Raw genomic sequence first — 24,338 nt, 5'->3', positions numbered from 1 at the left:
TTCCAACCTATCCAATTTAAGGATTATTTAGCATCTCCCTGTCATCCCTTCCTCATCCTTTCCCTCTTCCGTTCATCCATAAAATTAACACTGCCATATTGGCGAAATTTATTTTTTCAGATGTTAAAATCGGCCTATTTGTCAGCCAAAAACCCCTTTCGGATTAGCCGGATTTCATATACAATTTTACATGCCAGCTACCCTATTTATCAACATTTTATGGCTTGTCATTGAAAGTAATATTGGACCAAAATAGCGGCTCAAACAAGCGATGGCAGCCACTTTCTAACATTAGAAAAATACATCAAAAGTTATTCACATCGATTAAATAAACTTTTTTATTCTGAAGCCATTTAGTAATTTAGACCTGAATTTAATGGGTTAGTAAGTAGAAAGAGTCAACGGAATCTTCCGTTTGGCTCTTTTCTCATTTTAGGAATTCCCACACCCCGTTTTTTTGAATTCTCCTTACCTTGTACCCTCTCTTTTTATACTATTATGAGTAAAATAAGAACTGCTTTTTTCTGTCAGAGTTGTGGATACGAATCTGCTAAATGGAATGGTAAATGTCCAAGTTGCGGACAATGGAATACTTTCGTTGAAGAACGTGTTCAAAAAGATACGCCTGCCAAACAAGAATGGAAAACTAACGATAACCCACTCGCACGCACACAAAAAATTATTAGTCTCTCTGAAGTCCAAACCATTGCGGAAAAACGACTTCTTACGCCAGACAATGAACTGAACCGCGTGCTGGGAGGCGGCATAGTAGCGGGTTCCCTTGTACTCGTTGGTGGAGAACCAGGCATCGGTAAATCGACCCTCTTCCTCCAAAATGCACTACAACTGAAAGATGTTAAAACACTCTATATCAGTGGAGAAGAAAGTGAACAACAAATAAAAATGAGAGCGGATCGCATCCGCGCTTCTAATGAACAATTTTATTTGCTGACCGAAACTTCCACACAAACCATCTTCCAGGAAATAAAAAAACTTCAGCCTCAACTGGTGATCGTAGATTCCATACAGACACTACAATCGCCTTTCATAGAATCCGCGCCAGGCAGCGTTTCCCAGATCAGAGAAACCACCGCGGAACTGCAACGGTTTGCTAAAGAAAGTAATACGCCGGTTTTTCTGATCGGACATATTACCAAAGATGGTTCCATTGCAGGCCCAAAAGTACTGGAGCATATGGTAGATACCGTACTGCAGTTTGAAGGCGATCAGCATTATGCATATCGTATCTTACGAACTATAAAAAATCGCTTCGGCTCCACTGCTGAACTAGGCATTTATGAAATGACTGGCACAGGACTGAGACAAGTAACCAATCCTTCTGAAATCCTCATCTCTCAACGGGATGATTTATTAAGCGGTGTCGCAATTTCCGCAACCATGGAAGGTATGCGTCCACTGCTCGTAGAGGTACAAGCATTGGTAACCCAATCAGTTTACGGCACGCCACAACGAACTGCTACTGGTTTTGATTTACGCAGACTACAACTCTTACTGGCAGTACTGGAGAAAAGAGGCGGTTTCCATTTCGGCGTGAAAGATGTATTTCTCAATATCGCCGGCGGTATTCGTGTGGAAGATCCGGCTATTGACCTGGCCGTATTATGCGCGTTACTGAGTTCTTATGAAGATAATGCCCTGCCCAACAAAGTATGTTTTGCCGGAGAAGTAGGATTGAGCGGGGAGATACGTGCCGTCAACCGGATAGAACAACGCATAGCAGAGGCAGAAAAACTGGGCTTCGATAAAATTTTCATCTCCCGATATAATAAGAAAGGAATAGATTTCAGTAAATTCAATATCGAAGTGATTGCTGTGGGTCGGGTGGAAGAAGTCTACCAACAGCTATTCTAAGCTGCTTAACCATTTACTTTATGATATCCCGTTTGTTAACGCCATTGGTAGATCTTTTCTACCCTCATTGCTGTGATATTTGCGGCACTGACCTTTCTGAACGCCAGGAGAAACTGTGCATTTCCTGTATGACCAACTTGCCGGAAACACAGTTTCACCTGATGGATAATAATCCTGTCGAAAAAATTTTCTGGGGGAGATGCGTGGTACAACATGCCACCGCTGCCTATTATTATTCGCCGTCTTCCGGCATACAACGCCTGGTTCACTCCTTTAAATACAAACAACGCCCGGATCTGGCGACCTATCTGGGAAAAAAGGTAGGGGCTATGCTGCTACAAAGTACATGGATACATGAAATTGACGCCGTAGTTCCTGTTCCTATGCATGCGCGCAAACAACGTAAAAGAGGCTATAACCAGGCCGCACTATTGGCGGAAGGTATTGCTGCTGTTATTCAAAAACCTGTTTTAAATAATTTTCTGCAAAAGTGCGTTACTACCAATACACAAACGCGGAAAGACAGAACAGAACGTTGGGGGAACGTTGCAAATGTATTTCAGGCCGCAGATGCGGCAAAAGGCAAACATTTTCTGTTGATAGACGATGTTATTACGACAGGCGCTACCACGGAAGCATGTTGTCAGGCGATACAACAAACAGGCGCTGATGTTAGCGTCTGTTGTCTTGCTTATGCCTGGAGTTAAAAAAAAGAACAATTTTTTAATAATGGTTAGTTAACTTTAGGTATTCCGTAGGACCATATCTTTGTTAACGCTAACTACTAATAATATTACTACCATGTTTAAATTAACCATACTGTCAATTTTTATGATGTTCGCCGCTGCCGCTTCTCATATTTATGATTTCAAGGTAGATGCCGTAGATGGCAGCAAGATTGACTTTGCCAAATACAAGGGTAAGAAAATTCTGATAGTAAATACTGCCTCCCTTTGTGGCAACACTCCCCAGTATGAAGGCCTCGAAAAACTCTACAAAAAATACCAGAACAGTCTGGTAATCGTTGGTTTCCCCGCAAATAATTTCGGTAGCCAGGAACCTGGCTCCAACAAGGAAATTCAGGAATTCTGCACTAAGAAATATGCTGTTACCTTCCCAATGGCAGCAAAGATTTCTGTTAAAGGCGCAGACATCCATCCTATTTACAAATGGCTGCTGGATGAAAGCAAAGCCAAACATCTGGAACCAGCAGAAGTAACCTGGAACTTCCAGAAATACCTGCTGGACGAGCATGGTAACCTGGTAGCTGTTTTCTCACCAAAAACACAACCAGAATCGCCAGAAGTGATTGCAGCTATAGAGAAAAAGTAATTTTCAACCTCCCCCCGCATACTCCTTTTGCCAACTTTGTGTAAACTAAAAATTTACTCCGGGTTTCGTATGTCCGTACCCGTGGGTATGTATTGTTACACCTAGTATTATTAGTAATGAAGAGAATTTTATTGTACTTGCCACTATGTCTTGTGATACTTGTTTGTATGCACCTGCTCCCGTCTTGCCAAAGCCAGATAGATGCGCCCATTATCTCCTGCCCGGAAATGGTTTTCAACGTAACCTCCGGAGGAGTCACTAAAAACCTGAACCTCTCCAGCAGCGTACTGTTTCGGCAGGAAACAGATAGCGGCGGCCGCAAATACCTGAGTATGGAGGCCCTGAACGACAGCATGAAAATCATTATTAACATTAATGATGGCTTATACGTGGATAGTGTGCTTATGAATGATACCATTCAATCCAAAACCTACTTCTTCTCCCGTAAAACGGGCTTGCAAGGAGGTTTGGTAGTAGCAGGAATTCGCGTTCCCACTGAGTATGGATATGATTATTTACAGACTGATACCTCCAGTGTCACCATTACGCGGATAAATCCTAAAAAGAGAACTGTTACCGGATACTATTATTTCAGTGCGGCCAACAACACTGTTCAGGGCGAAGGCGTATTCCAGAATACCTGCTACCTCTCGCTGACCAAATAGGTTTACGGCGATTTCATTATCTTGCGGCATGCTTTTCACCGATGTAATAGGACAATCTGCCGTTGCCAATCAGCTGATACAATCCGTTCAGCAAAACCGTCTCAGTCACGCATTAATTTTGCTGGCGCCGGAAGGCGCTGGCGGGTTGCCGCTGGGACTGGCATTTACGCAGTACCTCGTCTGTGAAAACAAACAGCCGCAAGGCCCTTGTGGACAATGTGGCGGCTGTATCAAAGCTTCTCAATATATCCATCCGGATATCCACTTTTCGTACCCCGTTATTCCCCGTAAAGCCGGCGATAAGCCTGTTAGCACAGATTACATTAACGAATGGAGGGAGTTCGTCTCCACAAATCCATACGGTAATGCATACGACTGGCTGCAATTTATCGGCGCAGAAAATAAACAAGGGAATATCACCGCCAACGAATGCCAGGATATTATCCGCAAACTGAATCTTAAGAGCTTCGAAAGCGGATATAAAATTCTCCTGATGTGGCTGCCGGAATACCTTGGTAATGAAGGGAACCGACTCCTTAAACTTATCGAGGAACCTCCTATAAACACCCTCTTTATCCTCGTGGCAGAAAACCAGGAACAAATCCTGGCTACCATTTTGTCGCGCACCCACCTGATTAAAGTGAATCCTATTCCCAAAGAGGAAATGGTAAAATCATTGGTGGAACGAGGTAAGGTCCCTCCTGCCAGAGCACAGCAAATCGCCACTATTACTGCTGGCAATTACCGGGAAGCAGTCTATCTTCTGCAACACTCTGAGGATGACTATCACGAGCTGCTTCGCAATTGGTTAAATTATATTTTTACAGGTAACCGGATTGCCCTCCAAGAGTGGATTGAAGGCATTTCCAGTGCAAAAACTGGTCGCGAAAACCAGAAACAATTCCTGCGATATTTTATTAATCTGCTGGAACACACGATCCGCCTACAGTTTATTGACAGAAGTCAGTTGGCTTTTTCTGAAGATGAAATGGACTTTTCTGCGAAATTGCTGAAACTGGCCAACCTGGAGCAAATGGAACAGATCGTGGATACGCTAGATAATGCCTATTACCATATTGAGCGGAATGCGAACGCTAAAATGCTCTTCCATGCCTTGTCCATCAAGCTACAATATATATTCAAAAAGAAAGCTTTGCCTGTAATATAATAACGGTTTGACTTTAGGGGTCATATCCTCGGCCTTTTCCTTATCTTTGCTGCTTTCCGTCTTTTTGTTTTTATTGCAGGAATACTGTATATTAATGATTAGAATGACCTGAAATGCTTATTTCTAAAATTTAAACTAATTAATAATATGGCTTGTGCCGGATGTGGTACGGGTGTAGATGGTAAGCCGTCGGGATGCAGGAGTAACGGAGGATGCAGTACAGGAGGTTGTAACAGACTGAATGTGTTTGATTGGTTGTCCAATATTCCACTCGCAGATAGCTTAGCACCATTTGACATAATTGAAGTAAGTTTTAACAATGGCAGCCGCAAGGATTTTTACCGTAACGTTACCAGACAACATTTTGATAAAGGTGAAATGGTAACTGTTGAAGGAGTTAGCGGCTTCGACGTTGGAACAGTAAACCTGACAGGTGAGCTGGTAAAACTACAGATGAAAAAACGACGCGCAGAGGATACACCCGAAGTAAAAAAAGTCCTGCGTCGCTCCACTCAAGATGACCTGCAGCGAATGAGTGATAATAAAGCCCGTGAAAAGGAAGCACTGATAAAGTCAAGGGCATTAGCCCGCAACCTGGGGCTCGAAATGAAACTCACTGAGGTCGAAATTCAGGCCGATGGCCGAAAAGCAACGTTCTTTTACACAGCGGATGATCGAGTTGACTTCCGCGAACTGATTAAGGTTTATGCATCCGAATTCCGGGCTAAAGTGGAGATGCGTCAGATAGGCGCTCGCCAGGAAGCTGGAAAAGTAGGAGGTATCGGTAGCTGCGGACGTGAACTCTGTTGCTCCACCTGGCTCTCTGATTTCAAAAGCGTGAATACTACCGCTGCCCGTTATCAGAACCTTTCCATCAACCAGGCAAAGTTATCCGGACAATGCGGCCGCCTCAAATGCTGCCTCAACTATGAACTGGATACTTACATGGATGCGCTGAAAGACTTCCCCGATGATGCGGACACTATTGAAACCGCCAGCGGCGTAGCCTCTCTTCAAAAACGCGACATTTTCAAAAGCCTGATGTGGTATTCTTATGAAGGCAGCAACAAACAATACCCGCTGACCATCGGAAGAGCAAAAGAAATCAGACATCTCAATAAGCAAGGTATCAAACCTGAAGACCTGAAAGCTGTTGAGCTGGTAAATGTGAACAAACCGAAGGAAACAGACCTTGGCTTTGCGGACGTAGTAGGACAAATCAGTCTGAAATCCCTGGAGAAAACTGTCCAGAAACGCAAACAGAAAGACAAGGACAAACAAAAACAACAAAAACCGGATCATCCAAAACAAGGAGGCCAGCGTAACGAAAGCCCTAAACAGGAGCCTAAAGTACAAACTCAGCAACCTAAACAGGATAACCGTCACCCAGATCGCCATAAACAAAAGCAGGAAAACCGCCCACAACAAAAACAAGGCGGCCAGCAAAACCAGGGAGGACAACAAAACCGACCTAACCGCGATCAACAACAAAACCGCCCACAACAACAAGGGCCCAAACAGGAGAAAGAAGGACAAGGTCAGCCACCTAAACAGGACCGCAGACCACCTAAACATCACAAACCAAAACCTTCCAATCCAAACAATAAAGACAACAATAATGCTGGCAACAGCAATAATAAAAACTAAAAAAAACCGGCTGCACTTGCAGCCGGTTTTTTTTATGCCCTTACGGCAAAAATCTCCTTCTCAACATTAAAAGGCCGCCCAGACGGAGCAGCCTTTGTTAATAATTGGTTTTTGCTTATGAGAAATTTTTAAATGTCTTTTTGGATACACTATGCCTCGTTCTCAAAGAGAAGCTTGTAATAGTGCAGGTTCGTGGCTTCATCATATCCCTTCTCAATCATTTCGCGATTGCCATGAATATAAATATGAAAATTGGAGTCCAGCTTCAATACACTCTTAAACACTTTCTGTTGCTTTTTCACGGCTGGCGCCGATATTTCAAATTCATCCGGAATTTCTTGTTGATACGCTTGCTGGTACTCATTCCTGTACTCCCGAAATGATGCTATCGCATCGGGATGTCCCAGTACTTCATTTGCAAAGTCATCTACCTGGAAATGTTCCTTTTCTTTAAAGTATGCGGCTGATTTATTCAGAAGATCTACCTGATCGACCCGGTCCATTTCATACTCCGTAGGCAGTTTATTATGGATAAACTGCTTACACATGTTCACTGCTGTTTCAGTTTGGTGATAACTATCCTCCCGACGCATTACCTGCAGGAAGGCATCTTTCCAGTATACAGCCTCTGTTTGCTTGCTGATACTGTCTACCACACTTACTTTATATCCGTTTTCTTCTTCTACGTTAAAGACCAGGCATCCTTTGTCAAGTTTATTAATATTAATGCCGTCTTCATAGTTCACCTGGTAATTCTCGTCTTCAAGAAAGACTTTCAGATATGTATCTCTATTTTCTGATTTGAAGATTCCGATTGCGGGGACCTCTTCTCCATCCACCTGACATTTGCTAAAGTAGGCTATATACAACTCTCCTCCCTTTATTTTGGGATGGGTGGAGTGTTTATATAGATGTTTGGCAATATTTACAGACTGCTCTTGGAACTCGCTTTGGTCTTCAAATATACGTCGACAATATTGAAATATTTCATTCAGTTGCAAATCTGCTTCATGATAAAAACGGAAAAACTCCGCTGTTTTAGTGAATGGCTGAATGAAGTATGTAATCAATAACTGGCTGATTGTTTCATCCTCCAGCTGCAACGGCGCTTTGGAACAAAGCAGCATTTCCTCATTGGATGAATTACCCACCTTATGAATGGTCAGGTGTGCCAGATCTTTAAACTCCGAAACGTGAATCATGCGGGCAAAAGTAGTAAAACTCCATGCAACGAAAATTACCCGTTCATAGCGCATTTTTAACATACATCCCGGAAACCAATACCATCCGGCATCTCCTTACATCAATCAAAAATAATTTTTTTCGATTTGTTCACTATTTTAAAGCAGCAAAAATACCGTACATGAAAAAAATATACATGCTGACACTACTCGCAGGTGGTAGCCTGTCTGCATTCTCTCAGCAAAGTAAGCCCACTGCCCCACTCTACACGGCAAGAGACCTGACAGCAGAAAATATGTTCTCCGTAAACATCGAAGGACCCAACTTCGATAAAGCCGGCAACTTTTATGTAGTCAACTTTCAGAAAGACGGCACCGTTGGCAAAATCAATACCCATAACGGTTCCGGAGAAGTTTTCGTCACCCTACCGGATAGCAGCATTGGCAACAGCGTTAACTTCGACAGCAAAGGCAATATGTTCCTGCCCGACTTCAAAGGACATAATGTACTCATGGTGGATATGAAAACACGCAAAGTAAGCGTGTATGCGCACTCCGATCAGTTCAATCAGCCTAATGATCTCTGTATCAATAAGAAAGATCAGCTTTTCGCATCAGATCCCAACTGGAAAAACAGCACCGGCCAACTTTGGCGCATCGATAAAAACCGTAAACCAGTACTCCTGGAATCCAATATGGGCACCACCAATGGCATTGAACTGAGCCCGGATGAGAAAACGCTGTACGTCAACGAAAGCATCCAGCGCAAAGTGTGGAAGTACAATGTGGATAAAGACGGGAATATTTCAGGGAAAACACTCTTCGCAACCTTTCCAGATTATGGCTTCGATGGCATGAAATGCGATAAGGACGGTAATCTCTATATAGCCAGATGGGGCAAAGGCACCATTGCCGTACTGAATCCCAAAGGAGAGTTGATCAGAGAAATTCCGCTGAAAGGTAAACAATGCAGCAACCTGATTTTCGGCGATAAAGACGGGAAAACAGTATACGTAACTTTACAAGATAGAAAATGTGTAGAAACCTTTAGGGTGGAAACCCCAGGAAAGCGTTATTAAGACGGGAGGCAATCTTCCCCGTTTTTAGTTGTTTTAAGAAAGACCGGAGTACAGTACTCCGGTCTTTTTTTATGTTAGCGGATGATGAGCATCCAACCTTTTCCTTTGCTAACGGGGATCGCAGCATCTTTACCGAATACCTGTCCCTGTTGGAAATTACGTACATCCGGCGCCGTGATAGTTGCCCTGGATGGATCAATTCCCAATGCCTTCCAGTCGATACTCAGGTGAATGTTAGTATCTTCCGGCGCCCAGCTGGCCAATGATACCAATACGGCTCCATCCTTACGGTAGATGGTAGCAGGTACCAGTGGATTATCTGTTTTTACCGGATTGTTGTCTACCCAATATCCTACCATCTTCGTTCCCTGCATGCCAAAATCATCCCATACTTTCCAGATAGGACGGGGATCTGCATTGTCTGACCATGGCATACGATTCGTCATACCATATACCATACCTCTCCAAGGATTACCGCCATCCTGCAACATTTCACCCATCAAGCCAAACGGAATACCGCTTACTTCTGTCAGGAAGAAATCAGGCGCATTATGTTCATAGTCGAAATACTCGCCGAACCAAAGTCTGTTCAGATAAGGGAAATGCTCCATATACAGCATACCGCTATTGATAAACCCATCGGATTTATTGTATTGATTGGCGGAATGCAGATCGATAATTCCCGGATGGCCATCCTTTGTGAGTACACGCTTGATACGCTTCATGGTTACACGATCAAAGGCCACATCATCCAGGTAAATCCCATCGATGCCTACCTGTTGTACCAGCCAGTTCATCCCTTCCACATAGTAGTTGTGCCAGCGATTCATGCCACTGTTGATAATAGCAGCATCTTTATCTTCCGGTACAAACCAGGCAGCGATGTAGTCTTTGCCAATATGTTCCTGTAACCAGGAGAATCCGCCACCTTTACCAGGACTATACACCTCATGTCCAAGACTGCGCAGGGGGAATGTTTCCCAGGCATGGTTAGACAATTCACGCACTGTATTATAGATCTTCACCTTCAAACCCTTGCTGTGAGCGGCATCTATATAATCCTTCATTTTCTTCCACTCAATGAATGGATAGTTAATCCAGGGATTAATTTCATTACCATGGTGGATATTCACCACGGTAGCTCCTGTTGCCTTGATGGAGTCCAGGTTTTCATATTTGTGGAAAAACCGGGTAGACCATTGGAAATCTGTATTGAGCTTGTGGAAAGGTGTAACGATGAGATGGAAGTTATAATATAACACATCGCCTTTATGCATCGTACGTTCGCCAGTGTATGCGTTGGCGAGTATAGATTTGCCTTTCAGGCCGATGGTAATCCCTCCTTTATTATCATTTCCCCAGGAAGTCGGTAGCAGCAAAGGTTTCTGCAGATAGAAATTGGTATTCAGCGGTCGGATATAGTGTTCATCCCGCAGGGTGAATTGCAGACCGGCATTGACATCTCCTACCCATGCCCCATCCTGGTTCTTATTTTTCACATCCCATTTCCAGTCAATTTTTTCCGGACGCAGGCCTCCTTTCTGATTCAGGCCCATCATATATTTCGCCACGGTGGTTTCGAAAGGAATATGCATGGTAACATCTTTCAGCTTCACTTCGTCGGTGGCCGTTACTTTCACAGTGAACTCCATGTAACCGTCGAATTCCATTGCTGCCTTTACTTCCATTTGCAGTCCAGGAGCGGTGTTCATCGCATTCCAGGTAATTTTACCGGCATCTTGCGATTGTACTTTCCAACCCTGGTTTTGCCATTTGAGGTCTTTTCCGTCAGCGGCGTTAATGAAGTGGAAATGAATAGGTTCGGTGAGGAGATTTCTTGGCTTGTCTGTCATCTCCGTCATTTCCGGTGTAAAGAAAGTTTGTATCTGAGCGGGGAAACCGTCTTTACTGATACCTACTTTTCTACCGAGCAGACTGATCACACTATCTTTCAACACCAATGGCGTGTAAGGGGCAATTACTGCGTTATCCTGTGCCAATGTAGAATTGAGCCACTTCAGGCGGGTTTGTTTCCACGGTTCGTTGGCGCCGCCGTTCACTGCCAGTTTAGGCGTAACCGTTAGGTATACACGAACAGGCATAGCAGGCATTCCTTGCGGTTTGATGGTAACAATTCCCTGGTAATTTCCTGGCTGCGCCTGTTGCGGTACATCAATGCCACACCAGAGGGCCTGTATCTTACCCTCTTCTACATTCACCTGGTTGGTAAACGGATGGGCATCGTAAGTAGTACCGGTAGTATTGATGCAGCTGGTTTGGGAAGACGGAATTACTTTACCGTCGGCAGTTTTCAGATCAGAGAATGTAATCTTTACATCGTTCAATGCTTTCAGTGCGTAGACCCCTAACTGGAATGCGTAGTACTCTCCTTTATCTGCCTGGCCTTTGAAGGATTGAGAGGGTCCTTTCTGTATCCATCGCTGTGGCAGATCATCTGTCATTTTAATGGGGAACTCTCTGTCTTCCGGAAACAACAGGTATCCTGCACCAGGATGTTTCAGCAATAGCGCTTTCATTTCGGCGTCTGTAGCAATAACTTCCATTGGGAAGTAGCTATTAAAGGTATCTACTGCTTCAATTTCCTTAACGGTGGCATTAGGTTTCAGATTGGCAGGAATAGCCTGAGACCAGTTGGCAGACGCGGTTTCCTCTGGTTGCAGATATACGCCTTTAGGATAGTTGGAGCGGCCTTCATTTTTGTAAGGCAGGTAGTAGATGTAATACTCTCCTTTCCCAGAGGTAGGTTCAAAAACGAGATCTCCCTGTTCCCGATTGATGGAAAGGGTTTTCGTGTTATTGATCTTTCCTTTGGTTTTGGCATCCTGGATGATAATGCGTTTAGCTTCCGGATTTTCATCGCGGCGGCGCCATGGGATGACTACTCTGGCAACATTTCCTGTGCCGTTAAAAGTGACCACTACCCGATGGTTGCCCAAAGAGTCTGGATTCCAGGAATTGTTGCCGGCAGTGTATTTCAGCTGTTGAGCGAAGGTAGTACCAAACAGTCCGAAGCTAAGTCCTGCCATTATCAATCCTCTTTTAAGGAATCGGGCGTGAGGTTGATGCTGTAGCATGTAAGATGATTGAATTTCAAAATATGGAAAATATATCCGTCTTGCGGATAAGTCTGTTCACTGGAGCCCTAAAATACAATCCCTGGCTATAAATAAAAAACGCGGATATGAATCCGCGTTTTTTAGAGTAATATTTTTGATAGGAAGATTACATGCATAATCCGCCACAAGCGCTGATAGTTTGTCCAGTCACATAGCTGCTGAGGTCAGAAGCGAGGAACAGGCAAACATTAGCGATATCTTCAGGCGTACCGAATCTTGCCAACGGAATTTTCGAGATATAGCTAGAAGCAGCTTCTCCTTCTTTCAGGTAGCTGGTCATATCTGTTTCGATAAATCCAGGAGCAACGGAGTTGCAACGAATGTTGCGGCTACCCAGTTCCTGTGCGATAGATTTAGAGAAACCGATGATACCTGCTTTTGAAGCGGCATAGCTGCTTTGTCCTGCGTTCCCCATGATACCGATAACGGAGCTCATGTTGATAATGGAACCGCTTTTCGCTTTCATCATAGGACGGATTACCTGTTTAGTCATGTTATACACGCTTTTCAGGTTGATGTTCATCACATCGTCCCACTGATCAGGGCTTAAGCGCAGCAGCAGGTTATCTTTGGAAATACCTGCATTGTTCACGCAGATATCTATGCTACCGAATTCTTTCAGTACTTCTGCTACCAGTGTTTCGCACTCTTCATATACACCAGCATTGGACTTGTAAGCTTTAGCTTTAACGCCAAAAGCTTGCAGTTTTTCTTCCAGGATTTTGGCTTTTTCGTCGGAGCTTAGATATGTGAAGGCCACATGAGCGCCCTGTGCGGCAAATTTCAAGGCAATAGCTTCTCCGATACCACGGCTGGCGCCAGTTACAATCGCTACTTTGTTCTCCAGTAATTTCATTGTTATAGTTGATAGGTTTTTAAGCGTTCATGTTATTGGCCGCAAAGCGGAGGATTTCCTCCAGATAATTACGGTCGTTATTGAGTCGAGGTACTTTATGCTGGCCACCCAGTTTTCCTTTGCTTTTAAGGAATTCGCAGAAGGTTCCCTGAGGCAGTACATGTACTACCGGCATACGGAGCGCAATATCCTTATGGCGTTTGGCTTCGTAGTCGGAGTTGATGGTTTTGAGTGTGGAGTCGAGCACCTGGATGAAAGTGTTCAGGTCATCGGGGGCTTTGTCGAATTCCACGAGCCATTCGTGGCCACCGTTCCCTTTATCGCTGAAGTATACCGGAGCGGCGGTGTAATCATTTACGATGGCGCCGGTTGCTTCGCTGGCTTTTGCTACTGCAATATCGGAGTTTTCTACAATTACCTCTTCTCCGAAGGCGTTGATAAACGATTTCGTACGTCCGCTTACTTTAATTCTGTAAGGCAGCAGAGAAGTAAACTGAATGGTATCTCCTACCAGGTATCTCCATAAACCGCCGTTGGTGCTGATGATCAGGGCATAGTTTTTACCCAGTTCTACTTCCTGCAGTTGGAGGGTGCGGGGATGGTCTTTACCCAGTTCTTCCATCGGCATAAATTCATAGAATATGCCATGGTTAAGGAACAGGAGTAATCCTTCTTCCCCTATTACATCCTGGGCTGCAAAGAAGCCTTCAGAAGCGTTATAGGTTTCCTGGTAATACATGGTGGGTTTGCGGATCAGTTTTTTAAACTGTTCGCGATAGGGCGTAAAGCTCACACCGCCATGCATATAAAGTTCTATGTTAGGCCAAACATCGGCCAGGTTATCTGTGCCGGTCAGCTCGAATATTCTTTTGATCAATACGATGGTCCAGGTAGGTACGCCGGCGATGCTGGTTACATTTTCATGTATAACGGCATTGGCCATACGTTCTATTTTCTCTTCCCACTCGTCCATTAATGCGATGGAGAGATCCGGAGTACGGATCATGTTTCCGTAGAACGGCATATTTTGGAGCATGACAGCGCTGAGATCTCCGAAGTAGGAGTCGCTGTCTTCCGAGAGTTTGTTCACCTGGTGGCTTCCGCCGATTACCAGTGATTTACCGGTAAGGAGATCGGAATCCGGGAAGTTATTATAGTATAAGGTAAGAACGTCTCTACCGGAGCGGTAATGGCATTCATCCAGACTTTCCACCGTCACGGGGATAAATTTGCTTTTATCTGCGGTTGTTCCGCTGGATTTGGCAAACCATTTAATGGGAGTATTCCAGAGGACGTTTTGTTGTCCTTCCATCACCCGTTGGATATAGGGTTTGATGGTATCATAAGTGTGAATGGGAACTGCTTTCTTGTACTCGTCGATTTTATAGATCTTGGAAAAGCCGTGCTGCTTTCCAAACTCAGTATACTGAGCTGCACTGATAAGGTTCTGGAATACCTGCTGTTGCACTTGTACCGGGTACTGCATAAAGTGCGCGATGCGCCCCATACGTAGTCTGGCCAACTGTGATATTGCAGGACTTAAAATTCTCATATATAGGATTACAGTGGAAAAAAGTTAAAGTTTAGCTGCCTCATCCAGATAATTCTTGCGGCGTAGGATGAAATTCTGACCAAGATACACTTTTCTTACCTGTTCATCTTCTGCCAGCTCTTCTGCAGAACCGGATTTCAGGATTTTACCTTCGAACAGTAGGTAGGCACGGTCGGTAATAGATAACGTTTCCTGTACGTTGTGGTCAGTGATGAGGATACCGATGTTCTTGTATTTCAGCTTTGCTACAATAGATTGAATATCTTCAACGGCGATAGGGTCAATACCTGCAAAAGGCTCATCCAGCAGGATAAATTTCGGATCTACGGCCAATGCCCTTGCGATTTCTGTACGGCGGCGTTCGCCTCCGCTCAATACATCGCCAGGACTCTTACGTACATGCGTCAGTCGGAACTCGGAGAGCAATGCTTCCAGTTTATCTTTCTGCTCCGCTTTCTTCAGCTTGGTCATTTCTAGTACAGCGGCAATATTATCTTCCACGCTCAACTTACGGAAAACCGAGGCTTCCTGTGGCAGATAACCGATGCCCATCTGGGCTCTTTTGTACATAGGTAATTTGGTGATATTCAGGTCGTTCAGGTAAACGTTTCCCTCATCCGGCTTAATAAGCCCAACTACCATGTAGAAAGAGGTGGTTTTACCCGCACCATTGGGACCCAGCAGTCCTACAATCTCACCCTGCGACACCTCAACAGATACGTGATTTACTACCGTTCTGTTGCCATAACGCTTTACAAGCTGGTCTGTATGTATTCTTAGTGCCATATTTTCAAACTTAGCAAAATTAAACAATTCATCCACTTGGCCTAGTTATAGTTATTATAAGATCAAAATTCTGCGATTTATTAGGGGATATATTAATTTTACCCCCAAATTCCAGCTTCCAACTGTATGAAAGTAACCGAACATATTGCCCAGGCCAAAGATACATTGATCTCTTTTGAGGTTTTACCTCCACTGAAAGGGAAAAGCATTGAATCCATATATGAGCATCTGGACCCTTTAATGGAGTTCAAGCCAGCTTATATCAATGTGACCTATCACCGCAGTGAGCATATGTTTAAGAAGAAGGCAGATGGCTCCTTTGAAAAGGTAGAAATCCGCAAACGCCCTGGTACCGTGGGTATTTGTGCAGCTTTAATGAACCATTATAATGTAGACACGGTTCCTCACCTGATTTGTGGTGGTTTCAGCAGGGAGGAAACGGAAAACGCGCTCATTGACCTGGCTTTCATTGGAATTGATAACGTATTGGTTCTCAGAGGAGATGCCCCTAAAAACGAGGCTTTCTTCGAACCAGACCCACATGGTCATAGTTATGCCAGCGAGTTATTGGAGCAGGTGGTGCGTATGAACAATGGTATTTACCTGGAAGATGATTTACAAGGTGGTGTGAAGACGAAGTTCTGCGTGGGCGTAGCTGGTTACCCTGAAAAACATTTCGAGGCGCCAAATATGCAAACCGATCTGATGAACCTGAAACGAAAAGTGGAAGGTGGAGCGGATTACATCGTTACACAAATGTTCTTCGATAACCAGAAGTACTTTGATTTCGTAGAAAAATGCCGGGAAATAGGGATTACGGTTCCTATCATTCCAGGACTTAAACCATTGACTTCCAGGAAACAACTAAGTATTTTGCCTAGAATTTTCAATGTGGATATCCCCACCGAATTCTCCAATGAAATTCTGAAATGCAAAACAGATAAGGAAGTAGAAGAATTAGGCACAGAATGGCTGATTAACCAATCTAAAGAACTGAAAAAATTCGGCGTGCCTATTTTACACTATTATACACTGGGTAAACCTAAAGTGGTAAGAAATGCTGTAGCCGCAATAATGTAATAAGGATCAATAAGTTTAGAAGATAATCCTATATAAAGCGAAGGGAAGGACGGTAGTCTTTCCCTTTTTGCTTTTCTTTCATATAAAAAATGCCATCATGTAGATACATAGTGGCATATCCCTATAACTGTCACACTTTTAATTTAACTGTCCAATGAAGGGCATTTCCTCCCCAGGAAACGCCCTTCAATAATAATAGACGCATGTACTTTTCCTTGCCCCTATGTCTGCTGAAAAAAAAGAAAGGAGCCACTGATCAGCGGCTCCTTATAACGACGAACATAGTCTGAAAATATTTTACCAGTCCTCCCGATTTAGTAAAACGCCCAGGGAAATACCAAAGGAACGGTTCTTCACGCTCAGGTCATTGGAACGATCAATATCCATGATTCCATAGCTGTAATTAGCGCCAATGGTAACGTAGGAGTTCAGCTCTATGGTAGCCAACGCATTCACGCCTGCATCCCATCTTTTCAATTGAATACTGGTGTTCGCAATGGTAGGGCTGCTACCAAACGCAACTTCCTGAGAAGCATTTTGAACTAGTCGGCCCTCATTGTAAACAGACAGATCATAGCGCGCTTTCAGGCAATAACCAGCATATGGACCTCCACCAATGGCGAGTCGCGCTTTCCCTAACGGGATCTTATACACGAAATTCAACGGTAGCGTGAGGTACTTCAGTTTCAGGCTGGTAGCCGCTGTCGTGTAGGCGTTGATGGGTTGTTTGTCAATACTGGTTAACTCTGCACCTTTCACCTCGTAATTCAGGATGGGTTGCAGATAAAAATTGTTGCCAATGGGCACATTAACGATCATACCAATTCCCCAGTTATCGGTAGATCTGGTACCCGGCCTCAATACGGAAGTACCGGTTTGCTTAATCGATAGATTTGAGTTAACGTATCCACCTCGAAATCCGATACTCACTTGGGCTGATGCATAGGACACGGTAAAACAAGCAGCAATGGCTGCAAGTGTAAAAATTCTCATGAAACGGACATTTGGGATTTTATGGTCACTGTCTTGAAAGTTGGAACATCAAAGCTAACAAACGAAAAATTAATAAGAATGGTTTTAAAAAAAAACAACAATAACATAAAAAAAGACTGCCCGTCAACGACGACTGGCAGTCTCCATTAATAATCATATAATAATATATTACTAACTAAATTTTAGCGTCCATGAAATTTATAACCCAGGGATACGCCGAATGAGGCATTTCTAAATTTACGGTCGTTACTGGTATTATTGGCGATGTTCACCATACCAAGGTCGCCGTTAAGACCGAAATACAATCCCATAGGCATTTCATAACCGATCTGAACAGTACCACCGGCATCAAAACGTTTTAATTTTGCAGGTCCTGCCGCATCATCAAAAGCGCCTATACTGGAAGTGTTGGGGCTTTTATAATTACCACCCACGCCTAATGCCAGGTATGGCCCGATTCCTAAAACCAAGTTACCATCGCCTACTTCCGGCTCAAACTGAAACATGATAGGCACTTGCAGATAACTGAGATTTACTTTTGCATCTGAGTTTTTAAATTTACCACCCTTACCTGCATAAAGTAATCCGGTACCAATGTAGAATTCATCTGCAAGTGGAATATCTACGGTAACACCGCCCCTGAAATTGGTAAGAATACTACTTGTTTCCTTACCTCCTATACCTAGTGGGCCCAGGTTTCTATACGTTACACTTGAAAAGTTGGGACCCGCCAAAATACCAAATTTAGCCTGTCCAAAGGAAATGCTGGCTATTAACAACGCCACTACAGATAACAATAACTTTTTCATTTTTAGTGATTTTGTAGTCCTTGAATGATTACGGTAAATCCAATTGAATTTTGCATCGTGTATTTACAATGGCTGGAAAAAATTGTTCAGTAACTAGGGGTAATCATAGCTTAAGACATTTGCTTCATTTTGAACATTCAGGATATGATTTAGTTCACATTGGGGAAGCCAAAGACTATGCCAAAACTGTTAAAGTTTTGTTTAATTGATTGATATACAATAAATTAAAAAGCCACCCTGTGGGTGGCTTCTGAAGATTATTTAGCTGCAGTGCTCTCTGCCGTTCGGACAAGGAACTGATCCAGTTGCTCTACGCCCAGTCGCTTCGCTACGATTTTTTTCTTTTCATCCAGCAGATATATGACTGGGGTACTATAGACGTCATATAACCGGCGGTAGTTGCTCGTTGATTCCGGATCAGATGCATGAATCCAGTCATTGAGATGATGCTGGTGAATGAATCCCAGCCATTCCTCACGGGTGCCTTCTGTTTTAATACCGATCATCTTCACGCCTAATTGTTTCCAACGGGCCTTGTAGGCCGAATCCAGTCGTGGCACTTCGGTTTTACAGTGACCGCAGGTTGGGTCCCAGAATACGAGCACTGTATATTTTGCCTGTGTTTTATATAATGATATTGGTTTTGATGCAGTATCCTTTAGTTCTAATGGTGCGGCCTGTGCTCCGATCAAATTAGGGGCAATCGCGTAAGCACGGCTGACGATCTTTCCTAACTGTTCTTCATTCAGCCAGAATGCCTGACCAGATACATAGTATTTTTCCACCAGGTGAACGAATACAGCGTCCATTCCCATGTAAGGTGAGGATTCATAATTATAGGTCAGCCACCAGAGTACAAATTTGAATACTTCTTTATTCTTGCGGGTGCGGGCAATCATATCATCGCAATCCACGATAATTGAATCCGGCATAGCTACTACCAGTTGGGTAAAATATTTTTGCAGCTTGCCTTCCAGGATCGGCGTGCGAACCAGTCGGTCAGACGTCAGGTCTACATTATCCCAGTAATGCCCTTTAAAGTAGCGGTAAGCGAAGGTAGAATCCTCTCCAGCCGGGCGCTGTGGAATTTCCGGCTCTTTCATGGCTTTGAAGATGGTGGTGAGGATAGTAGTGGGATGTTCTTTGATGAATTTATTCCGGTAGTCGTTGATGGAATTCATCAAAGTGGTCTGCATTTGCTGAACTGCAGCCGTATCTGCAGCGGTTTTGGCTGTTTTCAGTTTCTCCTGGATGGCCTTCCCTTCTTCATCGTGGCTGCCAAGGAATTTATTATAAGCCAGGAACAGTTCATTATCCACAGAGTTCTTGTAAACGGTTTTATTCACCAGATCTGAGGTATCGAGGCTTACTTCAAACTGCTGGTTTTTGTCGATCAAGGTTTCCACATATCGTTGTTTATCAGGCATTACCAGCAGGTAAATTCCTGCATTCAGCGGTGTTTTGCCTTTAATAACAGCGGTTCCTGTGGCATTGATTTCAGCAGAATCGGCCAGGAAGGTACTTTTACCCATATAATGTCCCAGGAAAATCTTTCCCTGATGGTAATTTTTCAGTTTAACCGTCAACTGATAGCCCTGGGCCATTGTTTGGCCTGTGATTGCGAGGGCAGAAATAAGCAATAATAGCAGTCTACGCATAGGATATTTCTAACTATTCGTAAAAATACCCCAAAATCTCAAAATCACTGTACCTTTGCAGCCGTGAGGAAAAAAAATGTTGTTTTAGAAAAGGTACCGGTAACTGCATATGCAGCAGAAGGTAAGGCCCTGGCCCGTCAGGATGGCAAGGTAATTTTTATTGAAGGCGGCGTTGTCCCTGGGGACGTAGTGGACGTACGGCTGAGTAAAAATAAAAAAGACTGGGCGGAAGGAAAGGCCATCCATTTCCATTCCTATTCGGATAAACGCGTAACGCCATTCTGTGCACATTTCGGCACCTGTGGCGGCTGTAAATGGCAGATGATGCCTTATAGCCTTCAACTGGAGTACAAACAGCAGCAGGTGGCGGACCATTTACAGCGTATCGGCAAACTCGTGCTGCCAGAGATGAGTCCTATCCTGGGTTCTGCTCATACGGAGCATTACCGCAACAAACTGGAATTTACCTTCAGCAACAAAGCATATCTCACCAATGAGGAAATCCAGGCCAATAACGGAGAGATTCCAGTTAGGCCGGCACTGGGCTTCCATGTTCCGAAATTATTTGATAAAGTACTGGATATCAACACCTGCTACCTGATGCAGGAGCCAGTAAACCTTATCCGCAACACTATCCGGGATTATGCTATTGCGCATGATCTCACTTTCTACGATATCCGTTTACAGGAAGGATGGCTGCGTAACCTGGTAGTACGTTTGTGTACAACGGGTGAAATTATGGTGAACCTGGTGATCCATCACGAGGATAAGGCCAACAGGATTGCTTTGCTGGATCATCTCCTGCAAACAGTACCGGCTATCACCACGGTATTATATACTATCAATCCGAAAAAGAACGACTCCATCTTCGACCTGGACCCTAAGGTATACTTTGGTAAAGGTTATGCAGAAGAAAAACTGGAAGACTTTATTTTCAAAATCGGACCTAAATCCTTCTTCCAGACAAACACCTACCAGGGAGAAGTGTTATATAAGGTAACGCGCGACTTCGCGGAGCTGACTGGCTCGGAGATTGTTTATGACCTGTATTGCGGTACTGGTAGCATCGGCATCTTTGTTTCCCGTCAGGCGAAGAAAGTAGTGGGCATTGAATTGATCAAGGAAGCCATTGATGATGCACGTGAAAATGCTGCCATGAACAATGTGAACAATGCGGAGTTTTATGCAGGAGATGTAGTGGATATCTGTGATGATGCCTTCTTTGCACATCATGGCCAGCCGGATGTAATTATTACTGACCCGCCACGGGCAGGTATGCACGAAAAGCTGGTGAACAAATTACTGGAAATCGCTGCGCCGAAAATCGTGTATGTGAGCTGTAACCCGGCCACACAAGCCAGAGATCTGGCATTGCTGGATGATATGTATACCGTGGAAAAAGTACAACCGGTAGACATGTTTCCACATACCCACCATATAGAGAACGTGGTGCTCCTCAAGAAGAGAGCAAATAAATAAAACTTAAGCATAGCCAAAATGTATCAGATAAGGCCCAGAGGGTTTCATTTACCGCCAGTAATTAAGAATCTGTTAATCATTAACGGATTGGTGTGGCTGGTAGAGATTACATTGTTAGCAAGATTCAATTATGATCTGGGCAATCTGTTTGCTCTGCATTACTGGCAATCGGATATGTTCCGACCGTGGCAGTTTGTAACGCATATCTTCATGCATTCGCCGGGGAATATCATGCATATCGTCATGAATATGTTCACCCTGTGGATGTTTGGTACTGCGTTGGAAGACAGATGGGGCTCTAAAAGGTTTCTGCTTTTCTACCTGATCTGCGGACTGGGAGCGGCCTTGTGTTACATGGGCTGGCTTACTTACGACAATATGAAACTGGCCAACGAAGCACAGCATTTCTTTGCAGACCCTTCTGTTGGTAATTTCGCTGTTATAGATAACCGATTCCATCTTGGCGAAGGCATGTATGGCATGGATGGCCTGAAATATGCTATCGGACAAGGGAACGACGGAGCGATTGACATGGCGAAAGGATTGATTGCCCGACTGCTGGACCAATACAGGAATGCCAGTATGATGGGCGCTTCCGGCGCTGTATATGGCATTCTCTTCGCTTTCGGTTACATGTATCCGAACCAGTACATTTATATGTACTTCCTGGTTCCTGTTAAGGTGAAATACTTTGTAGGCTTCCTGATCGCGCTGGAACTCTGGAGTCAGATTCAGAATTCAGCCGGCGATAATGTGGCACATATCGCCCACTTAGGTGGTGTGCTTTTTGCTTATTTATTGCTTCGCAACTGGAACCGTAAAATATTCTAATGCGCCATTCCTACGGTATTATGGCGTATTTTTGTACTGCAAATACTTGATACCATGCATACCCTCGAAAAAGAGAAATTGTCGGGCCTCTCACTGGGAGCGGGAAAGAATATGGTAACACAGTTAATCGTTATCAATCTTACTATTTTTATATTCCTCCTGTTCACGATGGTTATTTACCAGATGGAAAACGTTGGTAAAGCTCGTTTCTATCAGGACATTATGGGCAATCTGGCTGTACCTGCTAATCCAGCCATGGTTTTACATCGTCCATGGACCTTATTCACAGGCATCTTCACACATGTGGAAGTATGGCCTGTCTTCAGCAATATGGTTTGGTTATGGTGCTTTGGATCTATCCTGCAGCACTTGGCCGGTTACCTGCGCATCATTCCGCTGTATATTTTTGGCGGTATAGTGGGTAACATCTTCTACGTGCTGGGTATGCAGTTTATTCCTGGCTTCCAGTCCTTCAGCAGTGCAGGCGCTATGGGCGCAGCAGGAAGCGTGATGGCGATTGCTATTGGCGTAACTGCTATTGCACCGAAGTACCGCATCTTCCCATTACTAGCTGGCGGAGGTATTCCGCTCTGGGTAATTTCTGTTATTTATCTGGCCTTATCCATTGGCGCACGCGTTACCACACGTAGCGAGCTGGTATATCTGCCATTACTGACAGGAAGTGCCATTGCCGGTTATCTTTATATGACCCAATGGAAAAAAGGACATGACTGGGGAAGTGGATTCAACAAGATTACTTTTAAACTGTCTCATATGTTTCATCCTGCTAGCGCGATTAATGTCCCTCCGGACCGCCACCAACAGGACACAGCTACAGATGAGACTACTCCTCCTTTCAAACGGGTAGGTAACGTTCCGGAACAACGCCTGAACGAAATACTAGAAAAGATTAGCGCCAACGGCATCACTTCTCTCACAGAAGAAGAAAAGGAAACCCTCATCCGCGCCAGCAGATCTGAAAAGTAAGCGCATCGGAAATATAGAGATTTGAGTATTTTTAAGGATACTCAAATCTCTATATCCCAAATACCCGATGAATACATTTCTTAGAAGCTTTTTGCTTATCCTCAACATATTGCTGGCAGTTGCCTTATTGGCAAGCAATTTTCTCCCTTACATCGATCCGGCCTCTTTCTGGCCTGCAGGCTTTGCCGGACTCACTTTCCCTTTTTTACTGGTTATTAACCTGGTATTTTTGCCAGTATGGCTGCTATTCCGAAAAAAATACTGGCTGTTACCTTTGGTCGCCATTGTACTATCAGTCAGCGCCATCGTAAAAACCTGGGCTTTTCATCCTTTTAATGAGAACAGCCTGGAAAAGTCGGCCGACAGTAAGGAATTCACTGTAATGACTTACAACACCAGTAATATGGGCCTGAAGTATTTCACGGAAGAAAAGGCTATTCGCAGCAATGTATACAATACCATTGTATTTGGCCAGGCGGATATACTCTGTTTGCAAGAATTTTATACTAATGACAGACCCGATTACACCCATAATATCGACAGTATCCGCAATAAAGCAGGATATGAATATCATTATTTCACCAAGGATAAAACTCATTGGGATACCTGGTATTATGGCATCGCACTGTTTAGTCACCACCCTATTTTGAAAGCCACCGCTATTCCCTGTGGCGTAAGTACCAATGGCAGTGGCAGCAGCTTCTTACAGGCGGATTTACTGGTGCATGGAGATACCATAAGGGTGATTACGCTTCAACTGGTGTCATATATGCTGAATGGAGGCGACATGAGTGCAGCAAAGGATCTTCATTTCAGACCATTGATACATAAAATGAAACAGACCTTCACTCATCGGTCTGCACAGGCTGCGCAACTGGCGGGCCTGATCCAGGAGAGCCCCTTCCCTGTTATTGTCTGTGGCGATTTTAATGATGTGCCGGTATCTTATACCTATCGTAAAATTTCTTCTGGTTTACAGGATGCCTTTTCACGGGCAGGTAACGGTCTGGGACGAACGATGAGCTATATCTCTCCCACACTGCGAATAGATTACATTCTGGCTTCCAAACAGTTGCAGGTACTGGGTTGTCAGACAATGCGGGTGGCGGATTCAGAGCATTTCCCGGTAATCGCCCGGCTGTCTTTAAAAAAATAGTAACTTTATGAGTTCATCAAAGTACGTACACGGTGCGATTCTTAAGACTATTTACAAAAGGCTTTTTTGT

General features: G+C 44.0%; 20 protein-coding genes. 12 read left to right on the top strand and 8 right to left on the bottom strand.

What is annotated here, in order from left to right; all coding sequences use genetic code 11:
• The first annotated feature begins 498 nt into the window (after positions 1-498).
• The 6 genes from radA (at position 499) to CLV59_RS06755 (ending at position 6,684) form a co-directional block, all read left to right on the top strand.
• Positions 499-1,872, top strand: a complete 1,374-nt coding sequence (gene radA / locus CLV59_RS06780; RefSeq protein ID WP_111591261.1) for a DNA repair protein RadA — start codon at positions 499-501, stop codon at positions 1,870-1,872.
• Positions 1,873-1,892: 20 nt separating this feature from the next.
• Positions 1,893-2,579 (top strand): ComF family protein, encoded by a 687-nt coding sequence (locus CLV59_RS06775; RefSeq protein ID WP_111591260.1) that lies wholly within the window; start codon positions 1,893-1,895, stop codon positions 2,577-2,579.
• Positions 2,580-2,673: 94 nt separating this feature from the next.
• On the top strand, positions 2,674-3,204 hold the full coding sequence (locus CLV59_RS06770) for a glutathione peroxidase (RefSeq protein ID WP_111591259.1): 531 nt from the start codon (positions 2,674-2,676) through the stop codon (positions 3,202-3,204).
• A gap of 167 nt (positions 3,205-3,371) precedes the next feature.
• Positions 3,372-3,869 (top strand): hypothetical protein, encoded by a 498-nt coding sequence (locus CLV59_RS06765; protein ID WP_111591258.1) that lies wholly within the window; start codon positions 3,372-3,374, stop codon positions 3,867-3,869.
• 28 nt (positions 3,870-3,897) lie between these two features.
• Entirely contained in the window at positions 3,898-5,037 is a 1,140-nt protein-coding gene (locus CLV59_RS06760) for a DNA polymerase III subunit (protein WP_111591257.1), read from the top strand.
• Between the two features lie 147 nt (positions 5,038-5,184).
• Positions 5,185-6,684, top strand: a complete 1,500-nt coding sequence (locus tag CLV59_RS06755) for a PSP1 domain-containing protein (protein WP_111591256.1) — start codon at positions 5,185-5,187, stop codon at positions 6,682-6,684.
• Positions 6,685-6,833: 149 nt separating this feature from the next.
• Here CLV59_RS06755 and CLV59_RS06750 read toward each other — a convergent pair whose 3' ends face one another.
• Complete coding sequence (locus CLV59_RS06750; RefSeq protein ID WP_111591683.1) at positions 6,834-7,886, bottom strand: nucleoid-associated protein; 1,053 nt, start codon at positions 7,884-7,886, stop codon at positions 6,834-6,836.
• 161 nt (positions 7,887-8,047) lie between these two features.
• Between CLV59_RS06750 and CLV59_RS06745 the strand changes: the two genes are divergently transcribed.
• Complete coding sequence (locus tag CLV59_RS06745; RefSeq protein ID WP_111591255.1) at positions 8,048-8,944, top strand: SMP-30/gluconolactonase/LRE family protein; 897 nt, start codon at positions 8,048-8,050, stop codon at positions 8,942-8,944.
• Positions 8,945-9,018: 74 nt separating this feature from the next.
• Here CLV59_RS06745 and CLV59_RS06740 read toward each other — a convergent pair whose 3' ends face one another.
• From CLV59_RS06740 to lptB, 4 genes are all read right to left on the bottom strand, one after another.
• A complete protein-coding gene (locus tag CLV59_RS06740) occupies positions 9,019-12,039 on the bottom strand; it encodes a glycoside hydrolase domain-containing protein (RefSeq protein WP_245950822.1) in 3,021 nt (1,006 codons plus the stop codon).
• 148 nt (positions 12,040-12,187) lie between these two features.
• Positions 12,188-12,937 (bottom strand): 3-oxoacyl-[acyl-carrier-protein] reductase, encoded by a 750-nt coding sequence (fabG, locus tag CLV59_RS06735; protein WP_111591253.1) that lies wholly within the window; start codon positions 12,935-12,937, stop codon positions 12,188-12,190.
• 19 nt (positions 12,938-12,956) lie between these two features.
• Positions 12,957-14,489, bottom strand: coding sequence for a GH3 auxin-responsive promoter family protein (locus tag CLV59_RS06730; protein WP_111591252.1), 1,533 nt, complete (start codon positions 14,487-14,489; stop codon positions 12,957-12,959).
• A 24-nt stretch (positions 14,490-14,513) separates the two neighbouring features.
• Positions 14,514-15,275, bottom strand: coding sequence for an LPS export ABC transporter ATP-binding protein (gene lptB, locus CLV59_RS06725; protein WP_111591251.1), 762 nt, complete (start codon positions 15,273-15,275; stop codon positions 14,514-14,516).
• Between the two features lie 126 nt (positions 15,276-15,401).
• Between lptB and metF the strand changes: the two genes are divergently transcribed.
• A complete protein-coding gene (metF, locus tag CLV59_RS06720; RefSeq protein ID WP_111591250.1) occupies positions 15,402-16,355 on the top strand; it encodes a methylenetetrahydrofolate reductase [NAD(P)H] in 954 nt (317 codons plus the stop codon).
• 297 nt (positions 16,356-16,652) lie between these two features.
• On the opposite strand, the gene CLV59_RS06715 is transcribed toward metF, so the two are convergent.
• The 3 genes from CLV59_RS06715 to CLV59_RS06705 form a co-directional block, all read right to left on the bottom strand.
• Positions 16,653-17,348 carry a porin family protein gene (locus CLV59_RS06715; RefSeq protein ID WP_111591249.1) on the bottom strand — a complete coding sequence of 232 codons (696 nt, stop codon included), beginning with the start codon at positions 17,346-17,348 and terminating at the stop codon, positions 16,653-16,655.
• Positions 17,349-17,530: 182 nt separating this feature from the next.
• Entirely contained in the window at positions 17,531-18,157 is a 627-nt protein-coding gene (locus tag CLV59_RS06710) for a porin family protein (RefSeq protein ID WP_111591248.1), read from the bottom strand.
• Between the two features lie 257 nt (positions 18,158-18,414).
• A complete protein-coding gene (locus CLV59_RS06705) occupies positions 18,415-19,815 on the bottom strand; it encodes a TlpA family protein disulfide reductase (protein WP_111591247.1) in 1,401 nt (466 codons plus the stop codon).
• Positions 19,816-19,878: 63 nt separating this feature from the next.
• Here CLV59_RS06705 and rlmD point away from each other — a divergent pair, with 63 nt between their 5' ends.
• From rlmD to CLV59_RS06685, 4 genes are all read left to right on the top strand, one after another.
• Positions 19,879-21,294: a 23S rRNA (uracil(1939)-C(5))-methyltransferase RlmD gene (gene rlmD, locus CLV59_RS06700; protein WP_111591246.1), complete on the top strand. Its 1,416-nt coding sequence runs from the start codon at positions 19,879-19,881 to the stop codon at positions 21,292-21,294.
• Between the two features lie 18 nt (positions 21,295-21,312).
• Positions 21,313-22,125 carry a rhomboid family intramembrane serine protease gene (locus CLV59_RS06695; RefSeq protein ID WP_111591245.1) on the top strand — a complete coding sequence of 271 codons (813 nt, stop codon included), beginning with the start codon at positions 21,313-21,315 and terminating at the stop codon, positions 22,123-22,125.
• A gap of 54 nt (positions 22,126-22,179) precedes the next feature.
• Positions 22,180-23,112 (top strand): rhomboid family intramembrane serine protease, encoded by a 933-nt coding sequence (locus tag CLV59_RS06690; RefSeq protein WP_111591244.1) that lies wholly within the window; start codon positions 22,180-22,182, stop codon positions 23,110-23,112.
• A 67-nt stretch (positions 23,113-23,179) separates the two neighbouring features.
• Positions 23,180-24,268 carry an endonuclease/exonuclease/phosphatase family protein gene (locus tag CLV59_RS06685; protein ID WP_111591243.1) on the top strand — a complete coding sequence of 363 codons (1,089 nt, stop codon included), beginning with the start codon at positions 23,180-23,182 and terminating at the stop codon, positions 24,266-24,268.
• The last annotated feature ends 70 nt before the right edge of the window (positions 24,269-24,338 follow it).

The sequence above is a fragment of the Chitinophaga dinghuensis genome (genome assembly GCF_003259435.1).
In the GTDB taxonomy this organism is placed as follows: domain Bacteria; phylum Bacteroidota; class Bacteroidia; order Chitinophagales; family Chitinophagaceae; genus Chitinophaga; species Chitinophaga dinghuensis.
Note: the sequence above shows the minus strand (reverse complement) of the source record. Positions and strands in the feature narration are given on the sequence as shown.

Bases quoted from the DNA above. Each gene is read 5' to 3' on its own strand.
- CLV59_RS06740 (WP_245950822.1), bottom strand. From the start codon at position 12,039: ATGCTACAGCATCAACCTCACGCCCGATTCCTTAAAAGAGGATTGATA.
- radA (WP_111591261.1), top strand. From the start codon at position 499: ATGAGTAAAATAAGAACTGCTTTTTTCTGTCAGAGTTGTGGATACGAA.
- lptB (WP_111591251.1), bottom strand. From the start codon at position 15,275: ATGGCACTAAGAATACATACAGACCAGCTTGTAAAGCGTTATGGCAAC.
- CLV59_RS06775 (WP_111591260.1), top strand. From the start codon at position 1,893: ATGATATCCCGTTTGTTAACGCCATTGGTAGATCTTTTCTACCCTCAT.
- fabG (WP_111591253.1), bottom strand. From the start codon at position 12,937: ATGAAATTACTGGAGAACAAAGTAGCGATTGTAACTGGCGCCAGCCGT.
- CLV59_RS06730 (WP_111591252.1), bottom strand. From the start codon at position 14,489: ATGAGAATTTTAAGTCCTGCAATATCACAGTTGGCCAGACTACGTATG.
- CLV59_RS06695 (WP_111591245.1), top strand. From the start codon at position 21,313: ATGTATCAGATAAGGCCCAGAGGGTTTCATTTACCGCCAGTAATTAAG.
- CLV59_RS06750 (WP_111591683.1), bottom strand. From the start codon at position 7,886: ATGATTCACGTTTCGGAGTTTAAAGATCTGGCACACCTGACCATTCAT.
- CLV59_RS06715 (WP_111591249.1), bottom strand. From the start codon at position 17,348: ATGAGAATTTTTACACTTGCAGCCATTGCTGCTTGTTTTACCGTGTCC.
- CLV59_RS06690 (WP_111591244.1), top strand. From the start codon at position 22,180: ATGCATACCCTCGAAAAAGAGAAATTGTCGGGCCTCTCACTGGGAGCG.
- CLV59_RS06685 (WP_111591243.1), top strand. From the start codon at position 23,180: ATGAATACATTTCTTAGAAGCTTTTTGCTTATCCTCAACATATTGCTG.
- CLV59_RS06745 (WP_111591255.1), top strand. From the start codon at position 8,048: ATGAAAAAAATATACATGCTGACACTACTCGCAGGTGGTAGCCTGTCT.
- metF (WP_111591250.1), top strand. From the start codon at position 15,402: ATGAAAGTAACCGAACATATTGCCCAGGCCAAAGATACATTGATCTCT.
- CLV59_RS06760 (WP_111591257.1), top strand. From the start codon at position 3,898: ATGCTTTTCACCGATGTAATAGGACAATCTGCCGTTGCCAATCAGCTG.
- CLV59_RS06705 (WP_111591247.1), bottom strand. From the start codon at position 19,815: ATGCGTAGACTGCTATTATTGCTTATTTCTGCCCTCGCAATCACAGGC.
- CLV59_RS06710 (WP_111591248.1), bottom strand. From the start codon at position 18,157: ATGAAAAAGTTATTGTTATCTGTAGTGGCGTTGTTAATAGCCAGCATT.
- CLV59_RS06755 (WP_111591256.1), top strand. From the start codon at position 5,185: ATGGCTTGTGCCGGATGTGGTACGGGTGTAGATGGTAAGCCGTCGGGA.
- CLV59_RS06765 (WP_111591258.1), top strand. From the start codon at position 3,372: ATGCACCTGCTCCCGTCTTGCCAAAGCCAGATAGATGCGCCCATTATC.
- CLV59_RS06770 (WP_111591259.1), top strand. From the start codon at position 2,674: ATGTTTAAATTAACCATACTGTCAATTTTTATGATGTTCGCCGCTGCC.